This is a genomic window from Streptacidiphilus sp. PAMC 29251 (assembly GCF_054208735.2).
In genome coordinates, this window is the sequence record NZ_CM135725.2 from 6477481 (window position 1) to 6494711 (window position 17231).

Below are 17231 nucleotides of genomic sequence, written 5' to 3' on the forward strand. Positions count from 1 at the left end.
GGTGTGTCAGGCCCTTTCAGCTGGTCCGGCCGGCGCCGTCGAAGCGGCGCATGCGGTCGAGGACGCTGTCGGCGGTCGGGCCCTGCATCTCGTCGACGATCCTGCCGTCGGCCAGGAACACCACGCGGTCCGCGTAGGAGGCGGCGGCCGGGTCGTGGGTCACCATCACCACGGTCTGGCCGAGCTCCCGCACGGTGTTGCGGAGGAAGCCGAGGATCTCCGCGCCGGAGCGGGAGTCCAGGTTGCCGGTGGGCTCGTCCGCGAAGATGATCTCCGGCCGGGAGGCCAGGGCGCGGGCGCAGGCCACCCGCTGCTGCTGCCCGCCGGACAGCTGGGACGGGCGGTGGCCGAGCCGGTCGGCCAGGCCCACCGTCCGCACCACCTGATCCAGCCAGGCCTTGTCGGGCTTGCGCCCGGCGATGTCCATCGGGAGGGTGATGTTCTCCAGCGCGGTCAGCGTCGGCAGCAGGTTGAACGACTGGAACACAAAACCGATCTGATCCCGGCGCAGCTTGGTCAGCTGCCGGTCCTTCAGCCCGACCAGTTCGGTGTCGCCGATCCTGGCCGAGCCGGAACTGACCGTGTCGAGCCCGGCCATGCAGTGCATCAGCGTGGACTTACCGGAGCCGGACGGGCCCATGATCGCGGTGAACTGCCCGCGCAGGAAGTCCACGGAGACGTCGTCCAGGGCGGTGACGCGGGTGTCGCCTTCGCCGTAGACCTTGCTGAGGCCGACGGCGCGGGCCGCGGCGGTGAGCAGGGGGTGGTCACGGGGCGACTCCAGGAGTGAGGCGATGGGATCGTGTCCCATCCTCCTGGCGCGATCACGCTCTGCAGTCGGCCGCCCGAACGGTTGACCCCACCGCCTTCCGTCGTACGGGCCGCCCCGAACTCTCCTCCGATGGGATGACCCGCCCCTTAGGCGAAAGGGCGGGTGGTCGGTGGCGCGTCCAGTCACACGGGACCTGCCGGGAGTGGCCGGTCGTGAGGGGATTCAGATCCCTGTCCACTCGCCTGGACGGTCGACCCAGTACACCTGCGTCGGGTCGTGCAGGTCCGTCCCGGGCCGGTACTGCTCGACGAGGGTCTCGAACTGCTTTTCGTCGGCGCAGGGCTCGGTGATCGCCGCACCGTCGTGACGGACGACGCGCACGTGCCGGAACCGCCCTTCGGGCTCGTACTCGCTGACATGGACAGGGGCTGCGGCGGCGTTCGGTTCGCTGGTCATGCTTTCAGCGTTGCCCCGGATTCGACGGTTCGCACGTCTGGACCGGTCACCACCTTCGTGGCTACTGCGCCAGGTCGGTGAGTTCCATGTCCACGTCGCCGGCGTGCCGCCCGTGTCCGGGTTCGCATTGCCCCACTCGGTGCAGCGCCTCGGGCTGGACTCCGACAGCGGTGGCGTCCGCGATGGCCGCGTCCAGGGCACGGCGGGTGCGGGCGTGTTCGGTGGTGGCGTCCTGGACGGCGCGCAGGGCTGTGCTCTGGGTGGTCGTGTGGGTGAGTTCGCTGTTCATGGACAGCGCCTGCCCGGGATCTTCGGCGGCCATGCGTCACTCGTTCGGGCATGGTGAAGCACCGCCGGGCGCAGGGGCGTGGGAGCTGACCTGGGCACCTGCACGGTCTGGCACAACCGCACCGCGGGCCACCCCGGCACCCGCTCACTGATCGCCTACGACCACTGACCGACCCACGTCGGAACAACTCATCCAGGCTTCCGCCGGGCCTTCCGCAGTCGCTCGAATACGTACGATCTACGCCGACGATGCGTCAAGTAGCGGTGAAATGAGACAACTTCCTATCAACCGGGCAGCAGACAGGGGCAGTCTGCGGCTAGGCTCAGGGGTGCGGAAGGGCCCGGATGGTGGAACGCAGACACGGCGAGCTTAAACCTCGCTGGCCGCCAGGCCGTGCCGGTTCAAATCCGGCTCCGGGCACCTATCGCCGTTACATTGACATGCGCGCGGCAGCGCGGCGCAGGTCGTACTCGTGCACGAGGGCCTTGGCATAGCCGTAGGAGAGGCCGTACTCACGGCGCAGCCAGTCGATCTTCTCCTGGCAGCGGAGCAGGCCGGGACCGTCGTCGACGGCCTTGAGCCATTCCTCCAGCGGGCGACCGGTGACGGCGGGGATCCGGGAGAGCAGGTTCTGATGGGTTTCCATGGAGTACATGAGGGACACGCGGCGCCTCCAGAGACAGACGGAACCGATCCGACTTCTGACTCTGCCTGAGCCTGCACACCTTGGCAATGCTGCTCGGAAGATACGCTCGAACCATGTCCGATCCCACCGCACTGCTCGCCGCCGCCGACCGTCTGGCGGACCGCTTCCGGTCGATGCCGCAGGGCCGGCTGGCCCAGCTGGCGCCCGACGGCCTGCTGCTCGCGCGCCGGCTGGCGCGGCGGGCCGAGCAGATCGAGGGCGGGGCGCGGCGTCCCGAGCTGCCCGAGGCGGGGATCTTCGCGGTGGGGGACCAGATCGCCCTGGCCGCCCACGATCTGGCGACGGCCCTGGCCGGGGGGTCAGAGGCCGCGGGGCCCGCGGGCGAAGCGGGCGACGAGGCGGCTGAGGAGGAGGCGGCCGGGACCGACGGCGCCGGCCCGCTCCTCAGTGAGTCACTGCGGGAACTGGAGGCCGCCTACAGGCTGGCCACCACCCGGTCGGCCAGGATGTAGATGGTGTCCTCGTCGCTGCCCAGGGCGAAGGTCAGCGCATGGGCGCCGGAGAGCCGGGAGTTGCCGAGCAGCCGGACCTCGGTGCCGTTGACCACGGCCTCGCGCAGCCGGGCGCCGGCGGCGGGGTCGCCGGGGGCGATGCAGAGCGTGGTCTCGTCCTCGAACACATAGACGTCCAGGGTGCCCATCGGGCCGGGGCGCACATCGCGGAGCACCACGCCGACGTCGACCAGCTCGGTCAGCCGCAGGTCGGTCCACTCGGGGGTGGGCGTGGGCTGCGGAATGAAGCCGGGCAGCGAGGGGTGCGACGGGGTGCGCGGCGCGACCGGGGCCGCGGGCGCGGCCGGCGCGGGGTGGCCCGCGGTGCCGGTGCCCTCGGAGATCATCTCCTCCAGCACCGAGCGCAGGGCGTCGGCGAACTCCGGGTCCATCTCGCCCTCGTCGTCGACGTAGCCGCGCGGCGCGGGGAGCAGCACCAGGTTCTCGCTGTCGAACACGGACTCCTCACCGAAGGCGTCTTCGGAGGCGCGGGCCTCCTGCTCGGCCCAGAAGGCGCGGGCCTCGGTCATCTCCCGCTCGCGGTCCTCCGCGAGGGCAGCGCCGACGGCCTCCCTGACGGCCGCGTCGAAGCGCCGGGTGAGGGCGCGCACGGAGAGCAGCGTTGCTCCCGCGACGACGGCGGTGGCGATCAGGGCGGCGCCGAGGAGGACAAGGACGGTGGTGAGGACGGTCATGGGAAGCACCCCTAGGGATGGGTCGAACTGGCTGTCAACCCAACAGTGCCCCACGGCGAGAGCCGATGGGAGTCCGTCATGTCCTTCTCATCTGGGACCAACGGCAGCGGCGAACCCACAAAAGGCCCGATTGTCAACACGCTGCATTCGCCGCATCACGGTCCGTCGATAATTTGTGCCCTCCGGATAAGGAAAAAGGCCCGAATCGCACCAAAGTGTGATCCGGACCTTACCCAATCGATGCAGGGCCAAACGGGTTATTATGAAAATTCTATGAGAGCCGCAGCGGCCGTGGCTAGGAGAGCCGCTCGATGACCATGGCCATGCCCTGGCCGCCGCCGACGCACATGGTCTCCAGGCCGAACTGCTTGTCGTGCCACTGGAGCGAGTTGATCAGCGTGGTGGTGATCCGGGCGCCGGTCATGCCGAAGGGGTGGCCGACCGCGATGCCGCCGCCGTTGACGTTGAGCCGGTCCAGGTCCACGCCCAGATCCCGGTAGGAGGGGATGACCTGGGCGGCGAAGGCCTCGTTGATCTCGACCAGGTCGATGTCGCCGATGCCCAGACCGGCCCGCTTCAGCGCCTGCTTGGACGCCTCGACCGGCCCGTAGCCCATGATCTCGGGGGAGAGCCCGGAGACGCCGGTGGAGACGATCCGGGCCAGCGGGGTCAGGCCCAGCTCGGCGGCCTTGGTGTCCGACATGATCACCAGGGCGGCCGCGCCGTCGTTCAGCGGGCAGCAGTTGCCAGCGTTGACCGTGCCGTCCGGGCGGAACACCGGCTTCAGGCCGGAGACGGCCTCCAGGGTGACCCCCGCGCGCGGGCCGTCGTCCTTGCTGACCACGGTACCGTCGGGGGTGGTGACCGGGGTGATCTCGCGGGCCCAGAAGCCGTCCGCGATGGCCTTCTCGGCCAGGTTCTGCGAGCGCACGCCGAACTCGTCCTGCTCGGCCCGGCTGACGCCCTTGAGCTTGGCGAGGTTCTCGGCGGTCTGGCCCATGGCGATGTAGACGTCCGGGGCCAGGCCGTTCTCGCGCGGGTCGGTCCAGACCGGCGCGCCGGTCTGCGCCGCGGTGGCCAGGGTGCGCGCCTCGGCGTCGGCGAACAGCGGGTTCTTGGTGTCCGGCAGGCCGTCCGAGGAGCCCTTGATGCTGCGCGACACGGTCTCGACGCCGGCCGAGATGAAGACGTCGCCCTCGCCGGCCTTGATCGCGTGCAGCGCCATCCGGCTGGTCTGCAGCGAGGAGGAGCAGTAGCGGGTGACCGTACAGCCCGGCAGGTGGTCCATGCCGAGCTGGACCGCGACCACGCGGCCCAGGTTGTAGCCCTGCTCGCCGCCGGGCAGGCCGCAGCCCAGCATCAGGTCGTCGATGTCGTGCGGGTCCAGCTCGGGGACCTTGGCCAGCGCGGCCTGGATGATGTGCGCGGTCAGGTCGTCCGGGCGGACGTCCTTCAGCGAGCCCTTGAACGCCCGGCCGATCGGCGAGCGGGCAGTGCTGACGATGACGGCTTCGGGCATGGGTGTCTCCAGGGGGTGGACTGGGCAGCTGCGCTTCCGGCCAAAGTTACTCTCTGGTACAAGCGGAGTCAGCGCCGACGGCGTGTGAATTACCTGACCTTGCGTCACCGGCCGAAGGCGCGCTTGCGCTGCCGGTCGTGCTCTCGTCGGCAGCGCTCGTGACAGCGCCCGCCTCCGGCAGCACCCGGCGGCGGCGGTGCTTGAGCAGCGCCCAGCGGCCCCTGGGCCCGGACTCCGCGCCCAGCACGGCCGCGCCGACCACCTCGGTGCCGCCCCGGCCCGCAGCCGCGGCCGCCGCCTGGGCGACCGGGAGCACGCCCTCGCCGCGGAAGGCGTCCGGACGCTCCTCGACCAGTCCGTCCGGCCACAGGTCGAGCACCGCGCACAGCGACGGCATCAGCGCCATCGCCGCGGTCGCGTAGCCCTGGGCGGAGGGGTGGTAGCGGTCGGCGGCGAACATCTCCGGGCGGCCGCGGAACTCGGGGCCGAGCAGGGCGCCCAGCGACACGCTGCGGCCCCCGGCCTCGACCACCGCGATCGTCTGCGCGGCGGCGAGCTGGCGGCTGGCGCGCCGGGCCAGCCAGCGCAGCGGCGGCCGGACCGGCTCGATGGTGCCCAGGTCCGGGCAGGTGCCGACGACCACCTTGATCCCCGCGGCCTGCATCCGCCGGACCGCGTCGCCGAGCTTCCGCACCGCGTGCGTCACCTTGATCCGCTGGGTGACGTCATTGGCGCCGATCATGATCAGGACCACGTCCGGCCGCTCCGGCAGGATCTGCCCGACCTGCCGTTCCAGGTCCTCCGAGGTGGCGCCGTTGACGGCGGCCACCGACAGCCGGACCGGGCGCTCGGCCACCGAGGCGATCCCGCCCGCCAGCAGCGCCCCCAGCGTCTCCCGGCCGCGGTCGACGCCGAACCCGGCGGCGGTGGAGTCCCCGAGCACGCCGAGCACCAGCGGAGCCGCGTCGCCCTCGGCGACGTCCAGGCCGTAGACGCCGTCGGCCCTCGGCGGCTCGCCCTGCAGGGTGTTCAGGGTGTGCTCGGCCAGCTTCGCCTCGGTCAGCAGCACCCCGGCGAAGCCCACCCCGACCAGCCCGATCCCCCCGCCGCCGTAGGCCGCCGCGGCAGCGATCCGCCGTGCCACTCGCGCTCTGGACATGAGCGACCCCCAGCTCCTTCTGCACCGTCCTTACTCAGGCAGTCTGCCCCACTACGCTGATCCCAACAGGGCGACAATCCGTGCGTCCCGGAGAATTCAGACGAACCGCGGAGGAGATCCCGTGCGGTACCACGAATCGATCATCGACCTGGTCGGTAACACCCCTCTGGTCCGGCTCAACCGGGTCACCGAGGGAATCAGTGCCACCGTCCTGGCCAAGGTCGAGTACTTCAACCCGGGCGGGTCGGTGAAGGACCGCATCGCGATGCGGATGATCGAGGCCGCGGAGGCGTCGGGCGCGCTCAAGCCGGGCGGCACCATCGTCGAACCGACCTCGGGCAACACCGGCGTGGGCCTGGCCATCGTGGCGCAGCAGAAGGGCTACCACTGCATCTTCGTCTGCCCCGACAAGGTCTCCAGCGACAAGATCAACGTGCTGCGGGCGTACGGGGCCGAGGTCGTGGTCTGCCCCACCGCGGTCGCCCCGGAGCACCCGGACTCGTACTACAACGTCAGCGACCGCCTCGTCCGGGAGACCCCCGGCGCGTGGAAGCCGGACCAGTACTCGAACCCGGAGAACCCGGCCAGCCACTACCACTCCACCGGCCCCGAGTTGTGGGACCAGACCGAGGGCCGGATCACCCACTTCGTGGCCGGCGTCGGCACCGGCGGGACGATCTCCGGCACCGGCCGCTACCTCAAGGACGCCTCGAACGGCGCAGTGCAGGTCGTCGGCGCGGACCCGGAGGGCTCGGTGTACTCCGGCGGCACCGGCCGCCCCTACCTGGTCGAGGGCGTCGGTGAGGACTTCTGGCCGACCGCCTACGACCGCTCGGTCGCGGACGAGATCGTCGCGGTCTCCGACAAGGACTCCTTCCAGATGACCCGCCGGCTGGCCAAGGAGGAGGGCCTGCTGGTCGGCGGCTCCTGCGGGATGGCGGTCGTGGCGGCGCTGCGGGTGGCCGAACGGCTGGGCCCGGACGACGTGGTGGTGGTGCTGCTGCCGGACTCCGGCCGCGGCTACCTGAGCAAGATCTTCAACGACGACTGGATGCAGGACTACGGCTTCCTGGACGAGGGCGGCACCGAGGCCGTGGCCGCCGACGTCCTCGCCCGGAAGGACGCGCTGGAGCACGGCGGCATTCCCCAGTTCGTGCACATTCACCCGAACGAGTCGGTGGGTGAGGCCGTGCACATCCTGCGCGAGTACGGCGTCTCGCAGATGCCGGTGGTCTCACCGGGCGCGGGCCACCCGGATGTGATGGCGGGTGAGGTGATCGGCTCCATCGTGGAGCGCGACCTCCTCGACGGTCTGTTCGCGAAGCGGTTCCAGCTGGACGAGCCGATCGAGAGTCATATGTCGGCCCCGCTCCCGGTGGTCGGCTCCGGCGAATCGGTGACCCGGCTGATGGGGGTCCTGGAGAAGGCGGACGCGGCGGTGGTCCTGGTCGACGGCAAGCCGCAGGGCATCGTCACCCGGCAGGACCTGCTGGCCTTCATGACCGCCCACGGGGTGCACGGCCCGCACTGATCCCGGTCCGGCTTTGCCCCGGCCTTCACCGAAACCCACCCGGGCTGGTACACCAGCGACATGTACCGGCAGCACGCGGTTAACAACGGTCGTGCATCGTTGTCATCACGGCAAGAAGCCGAGCGTGGTGGCAGCGAAGGTTCGGAGCGGCTCCCGGATCCGCAGTCACCTCCAGGACGCGTCGGACGGCCCTGACCCGGCCGGCCGCGTCCGCTCGCGGGGATCGCCGTCGTCCCGCCCCTGTCGGTCCCGACCGATCAACAGGGTGCGGCGGTCCCTGCGGCACCAGCTCCGCGTTCCCGGGTGGGGGACACAGCGGAGACAGTAGGGCCGGTCCTTCGCGGACCGGCCCTACTGGTGTTTCCGGAGGCTTCCGGCCCCTTGCGGGGCTGGGCCTCTCGTCGGTTCGGCTGTAGGCCCGGTGCGGCGTGCGGCTTCAGCGCGCGAAGCGCCGGCTCCGGCTCACAAAGACCATGCCGACCCCGGCGACCAGGAACCCGGCCCCGCCCAGGGCGTACGGCGCGGTGTCCACACCGGTGTCCGCCAGCTGCGTGCCGTGCCCGCTGCCGCTCGGCTGCGACACGGCCGCGGGACGTACGTCACGCTGGCCCGCCTGCGTGGTGGCGGCGGACGCGATCGGGCCCAGCGCCAGCGCGGCGACCGTGCCGATGCCTGCGGCGATCGCGGTGGTGGCGAGTGGGTGGCGGGTGCTCAATGTCGCTCCCCAGTGCGGTGTGTGGTCCGGACGATGCTAATGAGCCGGAGCTCTCTTGGATAGGGTCAATCCATGACAAGTGAAACCAGTGGGACCGAGGGCACCGAGACCGAGTCTCGCTATGTCCGACTGCAGATCGAGCTGATCGTGGAGATCGTGGACGTCAAGGCGCTGCAGGTGGCGGCGCTCGAGCAGGTCCGCGGCGACGAGTTCCTCGAGGAGGAGGAACGGGCCGAGGCCATCGCCGCCATTGAGATCGACCCGGCCGGCGCCATCGCCCACTTTGTCGACCCGGTCGCCATGCTGGGCGACGTCCCCGGCGTGGAGCTGGCCGAGGCCACCTGGGAGTCGCAGCCGGTCGACTACGACCCCGAGAACGCGGACTGGGACGTCTACGACACCGAGTAGTCCACCGCGGGTCAGGGCGGGCGTTCCCGAGGGGCTGGGGGCGCCTGCCCTTTTCTTTGGATTGGATTAACCCAGTTGTCTGGGTTTAGGTTCATATCACCACCAGTGCGAGAGGAAGCGTGGCGACGTGACAGAACCGGACCAGCAGACTCCAGGCAGCCTGCCGACTCCAGGCGGTCGAAGCGGCGGCGGGCAGACCGGCAGTGGCCCGAGCGGCGGCGGCGGGGGACGGGCCTGGGGGCGCCGTTCGGTGGTGGCCGGGCTGGCCGCGGCCCCGGTGCTGGTGGTCGCCGCCTGCAGCGGCTCAGGATCGGGTTCCGGTTCGGGCTCCGACTCGGGGTCAGGAGCCGGGTCGGGATCGGGGACGCCCAAGACCTCCAAGGCGGTGCTCACGGTCACCCCGGCGAACGGGGCCAAGCAGGTCGACTTCACCGCCCCGGTCAAGGTCGCCGTCAGCAGCGGCACGCTCAGCGAGGTCACCCTCACCGGCTCCGACGGCAAGCCGGTGGCCGGGACGCTGTCCGCGGACAAGCTCAGTTGGACCAGTACCGGCAAGCTCGGTTCGGGCACCAGCTACAAGCTCACCGCCACCGCGGCCGACTCGGACAAGGTCGCCGCGGTCAAGGACAGCGCCTTCGCCACCAGCACCCCCGCCAAGACCTTCGTGGGAGTCTTCACTCCCGACGACGGCACCACCGTGGGCGTCGGCATGCCGGTCTCGATCAACTTCAACAAGCCGGTCAGCAACCGGGCGGCGGTCCAGAAGGGCATCACCGTCACCGCCTCGCCCGCGGTGGAGGTGGTCGGCCACTGGTTCAGCGACACCAGGCTCGACTTCCGTCCCGAGGCCTACTGGGCGGCCGGCACCAAGGTCACCCTCAGCCTGGCGCTCAAGGACGTCGAGGGTTCCCCCGGCGTCTACGGCACCCAGTCCAAGCAGGTCGGCTTCACCATCGGCCGCAGCCAGACGAGTGTCGCCGACCTGAAGACCAAGAAGCTCACCGTCACCAGGGACGGCGTGGTCACCCAGACCTGGCCGATCTCCGGCGGCAGCCCGGAGCACACCACCTGGGCCGGCAAGATGGTGATCTCGGAGAAGCTGCTGCAGACCAGGATGAACTCGCAGAGCGTGAACCTCGGCGGGGAGTACGACATCCCCGACGTCCCGCACGCTCAGCGGCTCACCACCTCGGGAACCTTCGTCCACGGCAACTACTGGGGCAGCACCTCGCTCTTCGGCAACCAGAACACCAGCCACGGCTGCGTCGGCATGCACGACGCCCAGGGCGCCGGCGACCCCAGCACCCCGGCCGCCAAGTTCTACAACAGCTCCATCACCGGGGACGTGGTCGAGGTGGTCAACTCCGGTGACCGGATCGTCGATCCGGCGAACGGGCTCAACGGCTGGAACATGGACTGGGCCAGCTGGAAGGCCGGCAGCTCGGCCTGACGCCGGGTCAGCAGGCTTGTGCTGGTTGGGTTTAGGCGCTTCGGGCGGGGATAGCCTGGGCACCATGGCAGTCTTCGAGACCCACGTCGTCGATATCCCCGCCGGAACCCTGGAGTACATCGACACCGCGGGCGAGGGCCCGGTCGTGGTCCTCGTCCACGGCCTGGCCATGGACGGCACGGTCTGGCGCTATGTCGTGGACGAGCTGTCCGGCGAGCACCGGGTGCTGGCGCCCACCCTGCCGTTCGGCTCGCACCAGGCCCCGATCCGGCCCGGCACCGACCTCTCGCCGGACGGGATGGCCCGGCTGCTCGGCGACTTCCTGGACGCGCTCGACCTCACCGAGGTCACCCTGGTGCAGAACGACGCCGCGGTGGGGATGCTGCTGGCCGTCTCGGACGCTCCGGCCGCGGCCAGGATCGCCCGGCTGGTGCTGGCCTCGATCGAGGCCTTCGACAACTTCCCGCCCGGGCTGCCGGGACGCTCCCTCTGGCTGGCGGCCAAGCTGCCGGGCGGCGTCAACGCCACCGTCCAGCCGCTGCGGATCCCCGCGCTGCGCCGGCTGCCGATGGCGTTCGGGCTGATGACCAAGCGTCCGGTGCCGCGCGCGGTCACCAACCGCTGGGTGCGGCCGCTGGTCGGCAGCGCGGCCGCGCGGCGGGACCTGACCGCGTACCTGCGCGGGGCCCGTCCGGGCCGGCTGATCCAGGCGGCGGAGCAGGCGGCCGGGTTCGACCGTCCGGTGCTGGTGGTCTGGGCTGCCGAGGACCGGGTGATGCCGCTCGCCCACGGGCGGCGACTCGCCGCGCTGTTCCCGCAGGGCAGCTACCTGGAGATCGCCGACAGCCGCACCCTGATCCCGGAGGACCAGCCCACCGAACTCGCGGACGCCATCCGCGACTTCGTCGCGGAGAAGCCCGGTCCTTCCGCCTAGCCAGGACCGGTCGCCCAGCCCGAACCGGTCGCGGGTCCAGCCTGGACCGGTCGCCGGCCTAGCCTGGACGTGCCCGAAGCAAAGCCTGACAATCACTTCATGACGACTCCCGAGCCCCTGACGCACGTGGTGCGGCTCTCGGACGCCGAGCGCGACCGGGCGATCGACGTCCTGCGCGACCACGCGGCCCAGGGGCGGTTGTCGCCGGACACCTTCATGCGCCGGATCGAGATCGCCCTCACCGCGCGGGAACGCGGTGAACTGGACGAACTCACGGCCGACCTGCCCGGTCAGGGACGGCTCTCCCAGTTCGCGGTGCGGGTGGTCGGCCGGGTCTCCACCCTGGGCGTGCGGCTGCGCGACGCCTGGCGCACCCCGTGGCTGCCGGCCCTGGTGCTGCCCTCGGCCGGAAGCCCGACCCTGCGGATCGGCCGGCTGCCGGGCTCCGACCTCAAGCTCACCCATGACTCGGTCTCCCGCGCCCACGCCGAACTGCGCCGCGACGGCGCCGCCTGGACCCTGCTCGACCTGGGCTCCACCAACGGCACCCATGTCAACGGCTCCCGCATCATCGGCTCGGTGACCGTCCGCCCCGGCGACCGGGTCGCCTTCGGCCACACCGTCTTCCGCCTCAGCACGCGCTGACCGCCTCTGCGGCTGGCGGTCTGCGTTTCGGGTCGGCCCGCTGACGCTCCGTCGGCGGCCCGGCTGACGTTCCGTCAGGCAACGCCCTCGCCCGAGACCAGCCAGCGACCACCCGGCACCCGGACCAGGAAGTAGCCCCACAGCATCGGCCCGTTCGACACACTGTCGTCGTCGGACCACCAGTGCTTCTGGTAGGTGAAGTTCACCTCGACCTGCACTGCCTGGGTGTACGGTTCGCCCGGCGCCCTCCAGTCGCTCAGGTCGTCGTCGTTGTCCGCGGTGACGCTGGTGACGGTCCGGTCGCGGACACCCGCGGTGTGGCTGATCCAGAGCTTGGCCTCACCCTTGTGGTCCGGCGTCGAGAGGGCGAGGGCCGTGCCCTGGTCCCCGCCGTCCAGCGCACGCATGTACGCCATCGCCACCTGCTGCGGCGTCGCGTCCGCCGGCGGCATCGGTACCTGGTACCGGGGCACGAACAACAGCCACCAGAGCCCCGCGACGAGCGCCACGCACCCGATGACCGCTCTGCTCCTGGTCCCGACCCTGCCCATGTCCTCGCCCCTCCGGAAAACGCCCGCGCGCAAAGTTCCGGCGAAGCGTATCGGGCCTGGTGGGGCTCGCGAACCCCCCTATCGGCGGGCCTGGTCCACTACCGTCGATGTCCCGATGACTCCTGCCCTGTCAGCGAACCTGGAGCAGCCATGACCCCGCCCGGCCCGGTGACCCGCGACGTGCTCACCACCTTCGACGACGTGCGGGACAGAACCCTGGCCCGGCTGGAAGGTCTCAGCGACGCCGAGTACCTCTGGGAGCCGGTCGGCGGCTGCCTGACCGTCCGGGCGTCCGAGGACGGGGCGTTCCGCGCCGACCCTGGGCCCGAGCCCGACGTCGTCCCGGCCCCGTTCACCACGATCGGCTGGCGGATCTGGCACATCGGCGCGGACTGCCTGCGCAGCTACGGCCGCTTCTTCGGGGACGGGCCGGGTGGTGACGACATTCATCGCTGGCCGGGCACGGCGGCCGAAGGCGTCCAAGCACTGGCCGAGGACTGGTCCGTCTTCCGAGCCCGCATCGATTCTCTCGGCTCCCTCGGTGACGACCACCTGCTCCAGCCCATGGGCCCCCGTGCCGGCGCCTACAGCCAGGACAGCTACCTGCTGCTGGCCCTCCACGCCCTGGACGAAGCCGCCCACCACGGCGCCGAGATCGGCGTCCTCCGCGACCTCTACCTCCACGGCGGCCAGGCCTCCGCGCAGGCGTCGAACTGACGCGGCCTACTGGCCTACTGCGGGGCTGCCACCCGGTCGACCCCGTCGCGACCACGGGTCAGCAGGCAGGTCGTGCTGCCGTCGTCCTCCGCGATGTCCCGGACGTGCTGGAACCCGATCTTGCCGAGCAGCGCCAGCGAGGCACGGTTCGGCTCCGCCACCGTCGCGTGCACCTCGGCCAGCCCCAGGGTGTCGAAGCCGTAGCCGACGATCGCGTCCGCCAACTCCGTGCCGAGGCCGCAGCCCCAGGCGTCCGCGGCAAGCGCGTAGATGATCTCGTGACCCTCGACGACCGAGGCCGGCTTGATCTCGGCATGACCCACCAGGCGCCCGTCGCGCCGCACGGCCCAGACGTCGAACAGACCCTGGGCGTACACCTTGCTGAAGATCCGCCCGAACAGCGCGCGGTCCTCCGCCTCGGGCTCAGGCCCGTCACCCATCCACTGGGACACCCGCGTGTCCTGGAACAGCGCGACGAAGCCTTCTTCGTCGCTGGGGTGATACGGCTCAAGAAGCAGTCGCTCGGTACGCAGAGTCGGGGTCATGCCGGGTGACGCTACCCACCCCTCGCCCCGCCAGCAACACCTTTTATGCAGGTCAACCCACTGATCGGACGGCAGCACAGATACCACCCCTGCGCCTGCCGCCGAACGGCGCGTACCGTGTTCGAGCATGACGCCACCGCCGGACCTGCCGCAGAACACGGTGCTGCTCGACCTGCTGCGGAAACAGGGCTTTGCGTGCGAGCAGGGTGACTTCGTCTACGAGGGGTGGGAACTGCACACCCACCCCGATCTCGTCGAGCGGCTTGAGAGCCTTGCTCCCCACTGGCCGGTCCTGGCGACCTTCGGCATGCCGGTGCTGGCAGCCAAGGGCGTCGCCGCGGTCGTCGCCTGGGGGACGGACACGCTGCTGCTGCGCCTTCCCGAAGGGCCGCCCGAGGTGTTGAAGGCCGCGGCGCCCTGCCCGCCGCTGACGGATCCGGGCCAGGGCTGGTACTCGGTCCGCCCCTGGCAGAGCGAACTCGGCTCGGCGAAGTCCAAGCGCCTGCTGTCACTGCTGGTCCAGCATGCGCTCGCCCATGCAGCGAGCCTGTCGGAGGACGGCAGCGTCGACCGGTAGGGGCAACCGGTTCAGATGGCGAAGCCTCCGTCGACGCTGATCGTGGTGCCGGTGATGTAGCGGGCGTCGGTGCTGGTCAGATAGGCGACGGTGGCGGCGATGTCGTCCGGGTCGGCGTAGTGCCCCAGTGCGGTCAGGCCACTGATCATGTCGGCGTCGGGTCCGTCGGCGGGGTTGGCGTCCGTGTCGGTCGGGCCCGGGTGTACGAGGTTGACGGTGATGCCCCGCGGCCCCAGATCGCGGGCCAGGCCCTTGGTCATGCCGATGAGCGCGGTCTTGCTCATCGCGTACAGGCTGAACCCGGGAAACACCGTCCGCTCAGCGACGTTGCTGCCGATGCTGACGATCCGGCCCCCGTCGCCCATGTACCGCGCCGCCACCTGCGAGGCGATGAACGGCGCCCGTACGTTCACTGCCATGGTTCGGTCGAACTCCGCCGGCCCGAGGTCCTCCGCCGATCCGACCAGGAACACGCCCGCGTTGTTGACGAGAATGTCGAGGGTGCCGAAGGCCGCGGCCGCCTCGTCCACGGCCCCGGTCACTGCGGCGACGTCGGCACTGTCCGCCTTGATCGCGAGAGCCCGACGACCCTCCGCCCTGATCTGATCGACCACCTTGGCCGCGCTCTTCGCGTCGCGCTCATAGGTCAGCACCACATCGGCACCCTCCCGAGCCAGCCTCACCGCCACCGCCGCACCGATGCCGCGGCTTCCGCCGGTGACCAGGGCTACTTTGCCTTCGTTCTTGTCCATGGCTCCAGTGTGGTCGCGAGCGGACAACATGTCTGGCGGCCATACGCCATGACGTTCCGTCACCTTCTCGTCCGCCGGGGCTCCAGAGGGGTCAACGGGTGGCGGCAGCACGCCAGTTCGCCCGCACCGGGTCCATCAGGCAGCGGGCTGGAGCCGCTGTATCCGGTCCAGGTCACCGGTGAGGAGATCGTCGTGGGTGATGGCGAAATCCCCGTTGGGGAGGGATCGGCCGCCGAAGTAGGTCCCGACGACGGTGTCGGGAAGAAAGGAACGCAGCCCGTGGCGCATGTCTCCGGGGTGGCTGACCGGCTTGCCCCAGCCTGTCGGCGCCTGGTCTGTGGAGAACAGCACCCAGTGGTCGACGGGCACGTCCGAGTCGAGGTCGGGCGCCTTGCCCGTGTGGCAGTCCAGCGCCGGTAGGGTCAACCGGTCCGGTTCGACGGGTGGGTACCACATCAGGAGGGGCTTGGCCTGCTGGGCCTCGGTGTTGTCGAAGCAGCAGACAGCAATGGTGTGGCCCGGATATCGGTCGGCGTAGAACGTCAGCAGGTCCGGATCGAGCTCCGGCCGCTTGTGCGGCGGTATCTGGTGCAGTGCTGCTGGGATCAGAGCGGGGTCTGCTGCGAGCAGCACGGTGTAGATGTCGTGCTCGAAGATCTCGACCGTGGGGGTGTCCCAGCCCATCCACGCGATGCCCGTGTCTCTGGAGACCGGCCGGACTGCATCGACCATGCGGCCGAGGACGTCGACGTCCCGCCCCACCGGGATGAAGTTCTCCCGGGTCATCCCCACCGTGGGAAGGTGCAGCAGCATGGCGTTGGGCCCGCCGGCGAGATTGACCGCGGTGTTCTGGTAGCCCAGGACATGGATCAGGCCGTGGACCGGATGCTGGAGACGTCCCGCGTACAAGGTGGTGCCGGAGAAATCGGCCCGGTCCATGGAGATGCACATGGGGGCAAGCTACCGGCTCTCCTGATGCGGAGCGGGAGGATCGTCCGCGCCCATGGGCCCTCCCGGACGGTGAGAGCCCATGATCCAACCAATCTCCTGCTCAGCCGTTGGTCTTGGCCACGCCGACCGGGCAGCTCTGCCCGGTGCCGCCGAGGCCGCAGTAGCCGTCGGGGTTCTTGTCGAGGTACTGCTGGTGGTAGGGCTCGGCCGGGTAGAAGGGGCCGGCCGGGAGGATCTCGGTGGTGATGGGGGAGAAGCCGACGCGGGTGAGCACCGACTGGAAGGAGTCGCGGGTGGCGGTGGCCGTGGCGAGCTGGGCGGGGGAGTGGGTGTGGACGGCGGAGCGGTACTGGCTGCCGCGGTCGTTGCCCTGGGCGAAGCCCTGGGTGGGGTTGTGCGCCTCCCAGAAGACCTTCAGCAGGTCCTCGTAGCTCAGCAGGGCCGGGTCGAAGACCACGCGGACGGCCTCGGTGTGGCCGGTGCGTCCGCTGCAGACCTCCTCGTACGTCGGGTTGGGCGTGTGGCCGCCCTGGTAGCCGACGAGGGTGGTCCAGACGCCCGGGACGGTCCAGAACGCGCGCTCAGCGCCCCAGAAGCAGCCGAGGCCGAAGTCCGCGACCTCCAGGTCGGCGGGGTACGGCCCGCTGAGCGGCTTGCCCAGCACGGTGTGCTGCAGCGGCAGGCTGAAGGCGGGCACGGAACGGCCCTGCAGGGCTTCGTCCGCGGTGGGGAGTCGGTTCTTGAAGCGCTGGAACATCATGTCCGGAAAACGTACGGGGGAGGTGGGGAATTCCGGCGGGAGCCACGGGCGGAAGGCTCGGACGTCAGCCGGTCGAACGTCAGCCAGGTTGCGGTCCGGCCAGCAGCGCCCGCAGCGGCCCGGTGTTCGGCGGGCTCGCGACCAGGGCGTCGAGGGCCTCGGTGAGGGCCTCGGTCAAGGCCGGCGGGGTGAAGTCGAGGTGGAGCGGTTCGTCCCAGGAGTGGACGAAGCGGGCCCGGCCGGAGTCGACCAGGGCCAGCAGCACCAGTGGGCGGACGGCGTGGCGGGCCGCGGTGCGGGCGATCTCCCGGGCGGCGCGGCCGGTCGCGCCGGTGGCCGCCTCGGTCGTGGGCAGCTGGGCGGCGATCGCGTCCAGCTGGCCCGCGTCGATGCCGTCGAGCAGGTCGGGGAGGCCGGTCAGCGGGCGGCCCCAGGCCTGCTGCACCGCCTCGGTCAGGAAGGACGAGCGGGCGACCAGCGCGGCCTGCCCCGCGGCGACGGTGAGCTCGTTCCAGCCGACCGTCCGCTTGCCCGCCGCCTGCGGCGGCAGCGCGGTCGCGGCCACCGCGGCGAACAGCTGGTCCAGGTCGCGGACCAGGGCCGAGGCC

The 17231-nt window shown here is 70.8% G+C and carries 22 protein-coding genes, 1 tRNA gene and 1 pseudogene; 10 read left to right on the forward strand and 14 right to left on the reverse strand.

Annotation, left to right across the window (positions count from 1 at the left end):
* Positions 1–16 precede the first annotated feature (16 nt).
* The 3 genes from ACXKR8_RS30940 to ACXKR8_RS30950 all read right to left on the reverse strand — a co-directional run bounded on the left by ACXKR8_RS30940 (position 17) and on the right by ACXKR8_RS30950 (position 1550).
* Entirely contained in the window at positions 17–811 is a 795-nt protein-coding gene (locus tag ACXKR8_RS30940; RefSeq protein WP_462099923.1) for an ABC transporter ATP-binding protein, read from the reverse strand.
* Between the two features lie 183 nt (positions 812–994).
* Complete coding sequence (locus tag ACXKR8_RS30945; protein WP_458267857.1) at positions 995–1228, reverse strand: hypothetical protein; 234 nt, start codon at positions 1226–1228, stop codon at positions 995–997.
* 61 nt (positions 1229–1289) lie between these two features.
* Positions 1290–1550: a hypothetical protein gene (locus ACXKR8_RS30950; protein WP_458267858.1), complete on the reverse strand. Its 261-nt coding sequence runs from the start codon at positions 1548–1550 to the stop codon at positions 1290–1292.
* Between the two features lie 42 nt (positions 1551–1592).
* On the opposite strand from ACXKR8_RS30950, the pseudogene ACXKR8_RS30955 reads away from it, so the two are divergent.
* Together ACXKR8_RS30955 and ACXKR8_RS30960 are read left to right on the forward strand one after the other, a co-directional pair.
* Positions 1593–1685: pseudogene (locus ACXKR8_RS30955) on the forward strand (IS982 family transposase); the annotation flags it as partial.
* Between the two features lie 170 nt (positions 1686–1855).
* Positions 1856–1937, forward strand: a tRNA-Leu gene (locus ACXKR8_RS30960).
* A gap of 10 nt (positions 1938–1947) precedes the next feature.
* On the opposite strand, the gene ACXKR8_RS30965 is transcribed toward ACXKR8_RS30960, so the two are convergent.
* Positions 1948–2172, reverse strand: coding sequence for a DUF4287 domain-containing protein (locus ACXKR8_RS30965; RefSeq protein ID WP_458275125.1), 225 nt, complete (start codon positions 2170–2172; stop codon positions 1948–1950).
* A gap of 104 nt (positions 2173–2276) precedes the next feature.
* Between ACXKR8_RS30965 and ACXKR8_RS30970 the strand changes: the two genes are divergently transcribed.
* The gene (locus ACXKR8_RS30970; RefSeq protein WP_458267859.1) at positions 2277–2675 is read left to right on the forward strand and encodes a hypothetical protein; all 399 of its coding nucleotides are present in this window, start codon (positions 2277–2279) and stop codon (positions 2673–2675) included.
* Here the strand turns inward: ACXKR8_RS30970 and ACXKR8_RS30975 are convergent.
* The 3 genes from ACXKR8_RS30975 to ACXKR8_RS30985 all read right to left on the reverse strand — a co-directional run bounded on the left by ACXKR8_RS30975 (position 2639) and on the right by ACXKR8_RS30985 (position 6087).
* Positions 2639–3409 (reverse strand): hypothetical protein, encoded by a 771-nt coding sequence (locus tag ACXKR8_RS30975; protein ID WP_458267860.1) that lies wholly within the window; start codon positions 3407–3409, stop codon positions 2639–2641. The two genes, ACXKR8_RS30970 and ACXKR8_RS30975, sit on opposite strands and share 37 nt — an antisense overlap.
* Positions 3410–3704: 295 nt before the next feature.
* Positions 3705–4928, reverse strand: coding sequence for an acetyl-CoA C-acetyltransferase (locus tag ACXKR8_RS30980; protein WP_458267861.1), 1224 nt, complete (start codon positions 4926–4928; stop codon positions 3705–3707).
* Positions 4929–4974: 46 nt separating this feature from the next.
* Positions 4975–6087 (reverse strand): SGNH/GDSL hydrolase family protein, encoded by a 1113-nt coding sequence (locus tag ACXKR8_RS30985; RefSeq protein WP_458267862.1) that lies wholly within the window; start codon positions 6085–6087, stop codon positions 4975–4977.
* A 121-nt stretch (positions 6088–6208) separates the two neighbouring features.
* Here ACXKR8_RS30985 and ACXKR8_RS30990 point away from each other — a divergent pair, with 121 nt between their 5' ends.
* Positions 6209–7618: a cystathionine beta-synthase gene (locus ACXKR8_RS30990; RefSeq protein WP_458267863.1), complete on the forward strand. Its 1410-nt coding sequence runs from the start codon at positions 6209–6211 to the stop codon at positions 7616–7618.
* A 436-nt stretch (positions 7619–8054) separates the two neighbouring features.
* On the opposite strand, the gene ACXKR8_RS30995 is transcribed toward ACXKR8_RS30990, so the two are convergent.
* Entirely contained in the window at positions 8055–8333 is a 279-nt protein-coding gene (locus ACXKR8_RS30995) for an LPXTG cell wall anchor domain-containing protein (protein WP_458267864.1), read from the reverse strand.
* Between the two features lie 72 nt (positions 8334–8405).
* Between ACXKR8_RS30995 and ACXKR8_RS31000 the strand changes: the two genes are divergently transcribed.
* From ACXKR8_RS31000 to ACXKR8_RS31015, 4 genes are all read left to right on the forward strand, one after another.
* Positions 8406–8741: a hypothetical protein gene (locus tag ACXKR8_RS31000; RefSeq protein WP_458267865.1), complete on the forward strand. Its 336-nt coding sequence runs from the start codon at positions 8406–8408 to the stop codon at positions 8739–8741.
* Positions 8742–8991: 250 nt separating this feature from the next.
* Entirely contained in the window at positions 8992–10191 is a 1200-nt protein-coding gene (locus ACXKR8_RS31005; RefSeq protein WP_458275126.1) for a L,D-transpeptidase, read from the forward strand.
* 64 nt (positions 10192–10255) lie between these two features.
* Positions 10256–11125 carry an alpha/beta fold hydrolase gene (locus ACXKR8_RS31010; protein ID WP_458267866.1) on the forward strand — a complete coding sequence of 290 codons (870 nt, stop codon included), beginning with the start codon at positions 10256–10258 and terminating at the stop codon, positions 11123–11125.
* Positions 11126–11224: 99 nt separating this feature from the next.
* Positions 11225–11770, forward strand: coding sequence for an FHA domain-containing protein (locus ACXKR8_RS31015; RefSeq protein ID WP_458267867.1), 546 nt, complete (start codon positions 11225–11227; stop codon positions 11768–11770).
* Positions 11771–11844: 74 nt separating this feature from the next.
* On the opposite strand, the gene ACXKR8_RS31020 is transcribed toward ACXKR8_RS31015, so the two are convergent.
* A complete protein-coding gene (locus tag ACXKR8_RS31020) occupies positions 11845–12279 on the reverse strand; it encodes a hypothetical protein (RefSeq protein WP_458267868.1) in 435 nt (144 codons plus the stop codon).
* 192 nt (positions 12280–12471) lie between these two features.
* Between ACXKR8_RS31020 and ACXKR8_RS31025 the strand changes: the two genes are divergently transcribed.
* Positions 12472–13038, forward strand: coding sequence for a DinB family protein (locus tag ACXKR8_RS31025; RefSeq protein ID WP_458267869.1), 567 nt, complete (start codon positions 12472–12474; stop codon positions 13036–13038).
* A 14-nt stretch (positions 13039–13052) separates the two neighbouring features.
* Here ACXKR8_RS31025 and ACXKR8_RS31030 read toward each other — a convergent pair whose 3' ends face one another.
* Positions 13053–13583, reverse strand: coding sequence for a GNAT family N-acetyltransferase (locus ACXKR8_RS31030; protein ID WP_458267870.1), 531 nt, complete (start codon positions 13581–13583; stop codon positions 13053–13055).
* A 127-nt stretch (positions 13584–13710) separates the two neighbouring features.
* Between ACXKR8_RS31030 and ACXKR8_RS31035 the strand changes: the two genes are divergently transcribed.
* Positions 13711–14160, forward strand: a complete 450-nt coding sequence (locus tag ACXKR8_RS31035; protein WP_458267871.1) for a hypothetical protein — start codon at positions 13711–13713, stop codon at positions 14158–14160.
* An 11-nt stretch (positions 14161–14171) separates the two neighbouring features.
* Here ACXKR8_RS31035 and ACXKR8_RS31040 read toward each other — a convergent pair whose 3' ends face one another.
* From ACXKR8_RS31040 to ACXKR8_RS31055, 4 genes are all read right to left on the reverse strand, one after another.
* Complete coding sequence (locus ACXKR8_RS31040) at positions 14172–14912, reverse strand: SDR family NAD(P)-dependent oxidoreductase (RefSeq protein ID WP_458267872.1); 741 nt, start codon at positions 14910–14912, stop codon at positions 14172–14174.
* Between the two features lie 135 nt (positions 14913–15047).
* Positions 15048–15863, reverse strand: a complete 816-nt coding sequence (locus ACXKR8_RS31045) for a hypothetical protein (protein WP_458267873.1) — start codon at positions 15861–15863, stop codon at positions 15048–15050.
* A 100-nt stretch (positions 15864–15963) separates the two neighbouring features.
* On the reverse strand, positions 15964–16623 hold the full coding sequence (gene msrA / locus ACXKR8_RS31050) for a peptide-methionine (S)-S-oxide reductase MsrA (protein ID WP_458267874.1): 660 nt from the start codon (positions 16621–16623) through the stop codon (positions 15964–15966).
* A 79-nt stretch (positions 16624–16702) separates the two neighbouring features.
* Entirely contained in the window at positions 16703–17188 is a 486-nt protein-coding gene (locus tag ACXKR8_RS31055; protein WP_458275291.1) for a hypothetical protein, read from the reverse strand.
* Positions 17189–17231: the final 43 nt, after the last annotated feature.

Bases quoted from the DNA above. Each gene is read 5' to 3' on its own strand.
- ACXKR8_RS30940 (WP_462099923.1), bottom strand. From the start codon at position 811: ATGGGACACGATCCCATCGCCTCACTCCTGGAGTCGCCCCGTGACCAC.
- ACXKR8_RS30945 (WP_458267857.1), bottom strand. From the start codon at position 1,228: ATGACCAGCGAACCGAACGCCGCCGCAGCCCCTGTCCATGTCAGCGAG.
- ACXKR8_RS30950 (WP_458267858.1), bottom strand. From the start codon at position 1,550: ATGGCCGCCGAAGATCCCGGGCAGGCGCTGTCCATGAACAGCGAACTC.
- ACXKR8_RS30965 (WP_458275125.1), bottom strand. From the start codon at position 2,172: ATGTACTCCATGGAAACCCATCAGAACCTGCTCTCCCGGATCCCCGCC.
- ACXKR8_RS30970 (WP_458267859.1), top strand. From the start codon at position 2,277: ATGTCCGATCCCACCGCACTGCTCGCCGCCGCCGACCGTCTGGCGGAC.
- ACXKR8_RS30975 (WP_458267860.1), bottom strand. From the start codon at position 3,409: ATGACCGTCCTCACCACCGTCCTTGTCCTCCTCGGCGCCGCCCTGATC.
- ACXKR8_RS30980 (WP_458267861.1), bottom strand. From the start codon at position 4,928: ATGCCCGAAGCCGTCATCGTCAGCACTGCCCGCTCGCCGATCGGCCGG.
- ACXKR8_RS30985 (WP_458267862.1), bottom strand. From the start codon at position 6,087: ATGTCCAGAGCGCGAGTGGCACGGCGGATCGCTGCCGCGGCGGCCTAC.
- ACXKR8_RS31000 (WP_458267865.1), top strand. From the start codon at position 8,406: ATGACAAGTGAAACCAGTGGGACCGAGGGCACCGAGACCGAGTCTCGC.
- ACXKR8_RS31010 (WP_458267866.1), top strand. From the start codon at position 10,256: ATGGCAGTCTTCGAGACCCACGTCGTCGATATCCCCGCCGGAACCCTG.
- ACXKR8_RS31015 (WP_458267867.1), top strand. From the start codon at position 11,225: ATGACGACTCCCGAGCCCCTGACGCACGTGGTGCGGCTCTCGGACGCC.
- ACXKR8_RS31025 (WP_458267869.1), top strand. From the start codon at position 12,472: ATGACCCCGCCCGGCCCGGTGACCCGCGACGTGCTCACCACCTTCGAC.
- ACXKR8_RS31030 (WP_458267870.1), bottom strand. From the start codon at position 13,583: ATGACCCCGACTCTGCGTACCGAGCGACTGCTTCTTGAGCCGTATCAC.
- ACXKR8_RS31035 (WP_458267871.1), top strand. From the start codon at position 13,711: ATGACGCCACCGCCGGACCTGCCGCAGAACACGGTGCTGCTCGACCTG.
- ACXKR8_RS31040 (WP_458267872.1), bottom strand. From the start codon at position 14,912: ATGGACAAGAACGAAGGCAAAGTAGCCCTGGTCACCGGCGGAAGCCGC.
- ACXKR8_RS31045 (WP_458267873.1), bottom strand. From the start codon at position 15,863: ATGTGCATCTCCATGGACCGGGCCGATTTCTCCGGCACCACCTTGTAC.
- msrA (WP_458267874.1), bottom strand. From the start codon at position 16,623: ATGATGTTCCAGCGCTTCAAGAACCGACTCCCCACCGCGGACGAAGCC.